Origin of the sequence: Acinetobacter sp. YH12072, assembly GCF_013419565.1 — a bacterium.
Lineage (GTDB): Bacteria > Pseudomonadota > Gammaproteobacteria > Pseudomonadales > Moraxellaceae > Acinetobacter.
In genome coordinates, this window is record NZ_VOZV01000004.1 from 123,932 (window position 1) to 130,834 (window position 6,903).

6 protein-coding genes are annotated in these 6,903 nt (G+C 39.5%); 3 read left to right on the forward strand and 3 right to left on the reverse strand.

Annotated elements, in window-relative coordinates:
* Positions 1–6 precede the first annotated feature (6 nt).
* The 3 genes from fadA (at position 7) to FTU19_RS03370 (ending at position 3,848) form a co-directional block, all read left to right on the forward strand.
* Positions 7–1,179, forward strand: a complete 1,173-nt coding sequence (fadA, locus tag FTU19_RS03360; protein WP_180130097.1) for an acetyl-CoA C-acyltransferase FadA — start codon at positions 7–9, stop codon at positions 1,177–1,179.
* Between the two features lie 244 nt (positions 1,180–1,423).
* Entirely contained in the window at positions 1,424–3,208 is a 1,785-nt protein-coding gene (locus FTU19_RS03365) for a reverse transcriptase domain-containing protein (RefSeq protein WP_180130099.1), read from the forward strand.
* A 133-nt stretch (positions 3,209–3,341) separates the two neighbouring features.
* Positions 3,342–3,848: a hypothetical protein gene (locus FTU19_RS03370; protein WP_180070462.1), complete on the forward strand. Its 507-nt coding sequence runs from the start codon at positions 3,342–3,344 to the stop codon at positions 3,846–3,848.
* 102 nt (positions 3,849–3,950) lie between these two features.
* Here the strand turns inward: FTU19_RS03370 and tehB are convergent, their stop codons facing one another.
* The 3 genes from tehB to FTU19_RS03385 form a co-directional block, all read right to left on the reverse strand.
* Positions 3,951–4,814, reverse strand: a complete 864-nt coding sequence (gene tehB / locus FTU19_RS03375; protein WP_180031033.1) for an SAM-dependent methyltransferase TehB — start codon at positions 4,812–4,814, stop codon at positions 3,951–3,953.
* A gap of 189 nt (positions 4,815–5,003) precedes the next feature.
* Positions 5,004–5,753 carry a hypothetical protein gene (locus tag FTU19_RS03380; RefSeq protein ID WP_180013854.1) on the reverse strand — a complete coding sequence of 250 codons (750 nt, stop codon included), beginning with the start codon at positions 5,751–5,753 and terminating at the stop codon, positions 5,004–5,006.
* A 241-nt stretch (positions 5,754–5,994) separates the two neighbouring features.
* The gene (locus FTU19_RS03385) at positions 5,995–6,495 is read right to left on the reverse strand and encodes a hypothetical protein (protein WP_180031031.1); all 501 of its coding nucleotides are present in this window, start codon (positions 6,493–6,495) and stop codon (positions 5,995–5,997) included.
* Between the last annotated feature and the right edge of the window lie 408 nt (positions 6,496–6,903).

Consider the following 6,903-nt stretch of genomic DNA (forward strand, 5'->3'; position numbering starts at 1 on the left):
ACGTGAATGGCTACTTTAAATCCACGTGACGTTGTGATTGTTGATGGCGTACGTACTGCCATGGGCAAATCGAAAAACGGTATGTTCCGCAATGTACGTGCCGACAGCATGTCAGCTGAACTTATCCGTGCGTTGATGATTCGTAACGAATTCGACCCGAATGAAGTTGAAGATGTGATCTGGGGCTGTGTGAACCAGACTCTGGAACAAGGGATGAACATTGCGCGTAACATCGCATTGTTGGCTGATCTTCCTAAGACTGTTGCAGGTCAAACAGTTAACCGTCTGTGTGGTTCTTCTATGCAGGCAATCCACACTGCGGCTGCACAGATCGCGACTAACCAGGGTGATATTTTCATCATCGGTGGTGTAGAGCACATGGGCCATGTAGGTATGATGCACGGCATCGACCTGAACCCTGCTGCATCTAAACACTATGCTAAAGCGTCTAACATGATGGGCCTGACTGCTGAAATGCTGGGTCGCATGAACGGTATTACTCGTGAAGAACAGGATGCGTTTGGTGTTGAATCTCACCGCCGTGCCTGGGCTGCAACTGAAAATGGTCTGTTCCAGAACGAGATCGTAGGCATCGAAGGTCATAATGCTGACGGTTATAAAATTCTGTGCGATATCGATGAAGTGATCCGTCCGGATGCCAACATCGAAACTTTCCGTGCTTTACGTCCAGTCTTTGATCCTAAAGGCGGTACAGTGACTGCTGCAACATCTTCAGCATTGTCTGATGGTGCATCTGCAATGCTGTTAATGTCTGCTGAACGTGCTCAAGCGCTTGGTTTGAAACCACGTGCTGTGATCCGCTCTATGGCGGTTGCAGGTTGTGATGCTGCAATCATGGGTTATGGTCCTGTTCCAGCAACTCAAAAAGCATTGAAACGTGCTGGTCTGACCATTGAAGACATGCAAACTGTTGAGTTAAACGAAGCGTTTGCTGCACAAGGCCTGTCTGTTCTTAAAGGCTTAGGTCTATACGAGAAACAGGACATTGTGAACTTGAGCGGTGGTGCGATTGCATTGGGTCACCCGTTGGGCTGTTCTGGTGCGCGTATTACCACTTCCCTACTGAACATCATGGAACAGCAAGATACTCAAATTGGTCTTGCAACCATGTGTATCGGTCTGGGTCAAGGTATCGCGACCATTATCGAACGTGTTTAATTCTTAAATACTTCGATCAAAAAATCCTCGCTTCGGTGGGGATTTTTTTATTGTAAAAATAATGATATAAATACAATTAAGGTGCTAGCGATTAGAATTTGAACTATGCATCATAGTTTGGTTTCTAATGTCAGCATTTCCAGCTGAATCCTTTGAACGTTGTGCTCCTTGCACTTCTAATATCCCTTCAGGGTTGCCATAAGAGTTATCGCTAGCGCCCCTCAATATTATTTAAACTTAACTTATGTCAAAACAGCTGAATGCTTTAAAACAATGCCAGACTTCTAGGGACTTAGCTAAGCTACTAGGATATAGTTACAAAGGTTTTTGCTACGTTCTTTACTCTGCGCCAATTCACACTAAATATAGAATGGTAACTATTCCGAAGAAAAATAGTCCTATAGGCAGACAAATTTTAATTCCTTCGAATAGATTAAAAATTTTGCAGCAGAGATTAGCGACCTTACTAACCAATATATATTTAGAAATAAATCAAAATAATCCTTCCTGCTGTTATGCTTTTATTCCAGATTCAAATACACAAAATTTCGGTATCGTAGAGAATGCAAAACAACATATTAATAAGAATATTGTATTAAATATTGACCTTAAAGATTTCTTTACTTCAATTACATTTTCAAGAATTGTTGGTTTTTTTACCAAAAACATCCAATTTAGGCTTAATTATGATGTAGCTATTACCCTTGCACAAATAGCATGCTATAGAGCATCTCCTACATCTCACGCCTATTTACCTCAAGGTAGTCCATGCTCACCAATTATTTCTAACTTTGTAGGACAAATTATAGATTCAAAAATAACTTTTTTAGCTAAAAAATTTCATTTTACTTATAGTCGTTATGCAGATGATCTAACACTATCTTTTGATAAAAATCAAATCGATTCTAAAATTTTGGAATATGATCAAACCACTCGAGAATACAAATTAGGAAAACTCCTAGAAAAAGAAATTCTTAAAACAAATTTCCAAATTAACTATCAAAAGTTATGTGTAAGGACTAAAAGAGAAAGGCAACAAGTTACTGGATTAGTAGTTAATAAATCCGTTAACGTTAACAAGGCTTATTATTACCACACTAAAAGTATGGCATTAGAATATTGCCGCAATGGTACTTTTACTAGAAGTACAAGTCATGCAAAAAAAATAGGTCAACCTAACTTCCATAGCCTAATGGGATATTTTAATTATATACATTATATAAAGCGCGAAAATTTAAAAAGACATCAACCACTTCAACCTAAGATTATTCTTCCAGAATTGACTAATAATGATATTCAAAGAAATAAAAAGATACCAAAATCTTTAAACTCATTTGAAAAAATGATGATCAAAGCTATTTTTCATTATCGTTTTGTCCATTCTGAAAAAATAAAAATTCTATGTGAAGGAAAAACAGATCCTCAATATCTTAATTTATATTTAAAAATTAAAAAATCTAACTGCTTTCATCCAACAGCTTTTAGTGACCATACACCGACTTTTTTTCAAAATGAACTAAATATTCGTAGTGGCACTCAAAATTTAAAAAGATTTATAAGCGCATTTCAAAACTTGTATATTTCTAAAAATGAATATCAATTACCAACCATTATTATGGTTGATCCAGATAAAGATGGTTTTGATGTATTTAATTATGCAAAAAGTAAGAGTAATTCGTATATTGAAATTCAAACAAATTCTTCTATAAAAGTTGCACACGTATTTCATAATCTATATTTGATTTCCCTTCCTCAAAACTCAAGCATCAATCAACAGCAAATTAACTCTATTGAAGATATGTTTGATAAAACCCTCCAACAACAAAAAATCGGAAATAAGACTTTATGTCTTGACAACAAATGTAGTGGTCAAAAACATAATAATCATTATGGTAAAGTTGAATATTTTGAGCATATTATAAAAAGTCAAAACAATTTGAGTTTTTCTAATTTTGATCGACTTTATGAAGTGATTGAAAATATTTGCTATTTACACTTCTTTAAATGCTTTAGTAAAACATTCCATTAATCTAATAATGACAATGTTATCCCTTTGTAAATTTAGTTGAATATTCAACCAATAAAAACTTATCCCTCAGTCACTTATATTTGGTAGGCGTATCATAACCCCACATTTCTCTCCTTTATTTATGGGGTTATGCATGAAAATGCTTAAAACACTTCTAGCAACTGCAATCGTTGCAACTTCAGCTTCTGCTATGGCTTCTGCAACAGTTTCTCCTGTTGCTGCAATGAAAGAACAAGCAAAAACTGTTGCCGCTCAAACTGCTCAACAAGCAACTGCACCTGCACAAGCAAAAGTAGCGACTGCGACTGTTAAAGCACAAGACTCTGCTGCCAAAGCTACTGCTGAGAAACAAGCGGCTGTCGCTAAAGTAGAAGCAACTCAACAACAAGCTGCTCAAACTAAAGAAGCAGCAAAAACTGAAGCGGCTCAAAAAGTAGAAGCTGCAAAAGCTGCACCTGCAGATATGAAAAAAGTAGCGGATTCTAAAGCAGAAGCCGTGAAAACCGATGCAGCTGTAAAAACTGCTGAAGTAAAAGAAGCAACTGTAGCAAAAGCTGAAGAAGTAAAAGCAGCACCTGCCGAAGCAGCTGTAAAAGCCGAGAAAAAAGGCTGGTTCTCTTGGTTTAAAAAATCTGCTTAAGATATTTTAAATCCATAAAAAAAGATGTCCGAGTGGCATCTTTTTTTATTTTTAGCTCTTTCAGATTTAAAGCCAAAAATATAAAGACCTATAAATCTCTTATTAGACCTTTCGGGCTAGCATAGTCGCAAAATGCTGCTTAATCCGGTTGCCCTGTTCATCTACTCGGTGTAATTCACCTACATTTTCATTGTATTTCACCAAATTCCAGCCTTCATAATAGGCACTGAGCTGTCCCGGCTTAAAACTAAACGGAAAGTCTGGCTGTACCGGAATATCATCGGTATCCATCGCACAGACAATCAGGTTATAACCGCCCGGCACTGTCGCCTGCTGCATCTGTGCAATAAGAGGTGGAATGGTATCGGCCTGTAGGAACATCATCACTACCGTACAGCAGATAAAGTCATATTGGCCCTGAATACTTGGGTCAAGATTTAAATCCCGTTGCTGAACCTGAATATTCCCGATTTCTTCGGCCTGAATGATCTGTCTTAAGGTCTGCAGACTATTTTCATTCACATCCCAGGCGTCAACTTCAAAACCGTTCTGGCTCAAATACAGCGAATTGCGGCCTGAACCACAACCGACATCCAGCGCACGACCACCCTTTAAATACGGCATAGCCGCCAGAATTTCCGAATGGGTCGGGCTTAGCTGATATTTCTTGTTAAAGTAATCCTCAGGTTTGCAGTAAAAACGCAGCTGACATTCTGCATCTTCACTGGCAGAAATAATCTTATGCCATGCCTGTGGCTCAATGAACGGTGGTTGCTGCTCTGGCGTAAATACATGTTCAGACTGTATATGACCTGACGGATCCAGCATGGCAAAATGCAGCTCACCTTTGAGCACAGTCAGCTTTGCCCAAGTGCCCGCTTTGGTATTGTGTGGCTGCTTGAACCCTTGTGGGATAGCTTGCTGCATCCAGACCGGAAATTCTTTATAACATTTCAATTGTTGCATAAAAGATTGTGCTCCCTATTCTCACTTTCCGTCTGCAAACATGCTTCTGGATATTCATTTTTCTTAAGCATAGCTGGTTCTCTTACCAATGAGAACTGGCACATCTTTGATGTAAGCAATGCAACAAGACTAATTCTGACAGAAAAACATCATGTCATTTAGAGATAAGAAATCATAAGATCCTTATACTTAGAGTTTGTTCTCTGCCTCTTTAAGTGCCTGCTGATCCACTTGAGTCATTTGCTGATTGAGCTGCACTATTTCCTGATACAGCTTATTGAATTGCTTTAAGGGTGCATCTTCATAGAACATAAAGGTCTGGTTTTTCTTTTCCCATTTATTGTTTTTCAGCACCAGAAATAGCTGGTCTGCTTTGGCCAGACTCTGTTTTTCAATTTCAAAAATTGCATGGGCATTATCCTGCTGCTGATTGGCTTTCAGATTATCTGCCAGCTGCTGACGATAGCGGTTTTTTATGTCCAGCTGTTTCACCTGCTCTAACTGCTGGGTTGCCCGCTGTTGAATTGTCTGTTCATAACCATCGACAATTTCATGCACACGCTTCAGCATGGCTTCGGTTTCTTTATAGTCTTGGGCTTGATCTTTGGCTAAACGGTCAATGTCCAGAAAACGATCCCAGTCCGCTGCTTTGAGGTCACGTAAATACTGATTGCGAGCCTCGGCACGATCACGCATCTGACCCAGAATAAATTGGGCCATCACGGCATAATCCCCATCCAGACGATCATCTTCCAGATCAATCTGAATCGGTTTAGACCAATCCTGTGCCTGTTGCAAAATAGATCCAGTTTTTTCTTCCAGTACCGTTTCATATTCTTGCAAATCGGCCTGCTGTTCCTGCTCTACAGAATTTTGATAAAATAACCAGATCAAAATTGCCAGTACCACTCCAGCGATAATCATAAAAACACGGGGCATCTACACGCTCCAGGTCTGTCATCCAGATCTTGTTGATTTTTTACACTATGCTTATTTTTCCAGCATAATTCAAGACATAGAGCTTTTCACATTTGTGAACGTGCTTCCTCAATACTGAAAAAATGAATCCAGTAAAAAGCCTGAAGAAAGGAAATAAGTTTTCAGACTTCCTTTCTTCATGACGTGATCTGGCTATACCGAAACTGACTGACCTGATCAGCCTGACCCATCGGATTGTGTGCTAGCGCGAACCAAAAGGCAGCCTGAGCTCAAGCCGATTCGGATCAAACTGCTCCCTGACGATCTGGACATTGGTGGCATTCCGGTCAATGCCAAAAGGTTGCAAAATCACATAGATTCCATTTCTTGGATCTGAGGACTGCAAGCCTTGCGCTACTGCCAGTACATATTCCCGGAACACAGTAGGCAGACTGTCCAGATCTGGATTAGGCGCTGCTGCCCCCATGTCAATATTTGCAACGACATCACCATCGACACTATAAGCCTGGATATCGCGTTCAATTTTCATCAGGCGCATCTGCAAAGCCTTACGCTGGCTGGCACCTTCCTGATAAGGCGTTATTTCCGTCACAGCACGCATTTCAGGCTCTGCCATGACAGTTAAGGTGGGAAGTACCGTTGCTTCAGAATGAGCAGGAGCTGCATGACTCAGTACAGGGAGAGTAAAAGCAGTACAGGTCAGCATCAGGCCCAAGCTTTGAATGGATTTTAGGAGATTCATCTTATTACCCCTCGGTTGGAAAAGGGAAAGCGTCAGATTAAATCTTACAAGTAATACAGCTTCTTATTGTTAAGTTTGATAAACGGTCAATCGAATCCATTACACCCTCATAAAGCCAACCAGCAAATCAGGAGCTAAGCTCCTAAAAAATATGAATTATTCAGAAGTTAGATTTAAAAAAGCAAAAATCCCCAATATGGGGATTGATTTGCATTACTGGCTCATCCTTTAAGGAGATCTTGGAAATTGCGCTACAGGAGATGGATTGTTGTAGTTTTCTACTCTGTACACGACAAATTTCACAGAACCCTTATCCTATCAGGATTCTGCTTTCTTAAAATTGCCAAAATTTCCTTAAACTCTTCTTTTTTCCCAAAACCAATTAAACGCTGAATCGCCATTTGAACA

What these genes read in the sequence shown, in the direction of transcription:
- FTU19_RS03380 (WP_180013854.1), bottom strand. Translation starts at nt 5,753, where the DNA reads ATGCCCCGTGTTTTTATGATTATCGCTGGAGTGGTACTGGCAATTTTG.
- fadA (WP_180130097.1), top strand. Translation starts at nt 7, where the DNA reads ATGGCTACTTTAAATCCACGTGACGTTGTGATTGTTGATGGCGTACGT.
- tehB (WP_180031033.1), bottom strand. Translation starts at nt 4,814, where the DNA reads ATGCAACAATTGAAATGTTATAAAGAATTTCCGGTCTGGATGCAGCAA.
- FTU19_RS03385 (WP_180031031.1), bottom strand. Translation starts at nt 6,495, where the DNA reads ATGAATCTCCTAAAATCCATTCAAAGCTTGGGCCTGATGCTGACCTGT.
- FTU19_RS03370 (WP_180070462.1), top strand. Translation starts at nt 3,342, where the DNA reads ATGAAAATGCTTAAAACACTTCTAGCAACTGCAATCGTTGCAACTTCA.
- FTU19_RS03365 (WP_180130099.1), top strand. Translation starts at nt 1,424, where the DNA reads ATGTCAAAACAGCTGAATGCTTTAAAACAATGCCAGACTTCTAGGGAC.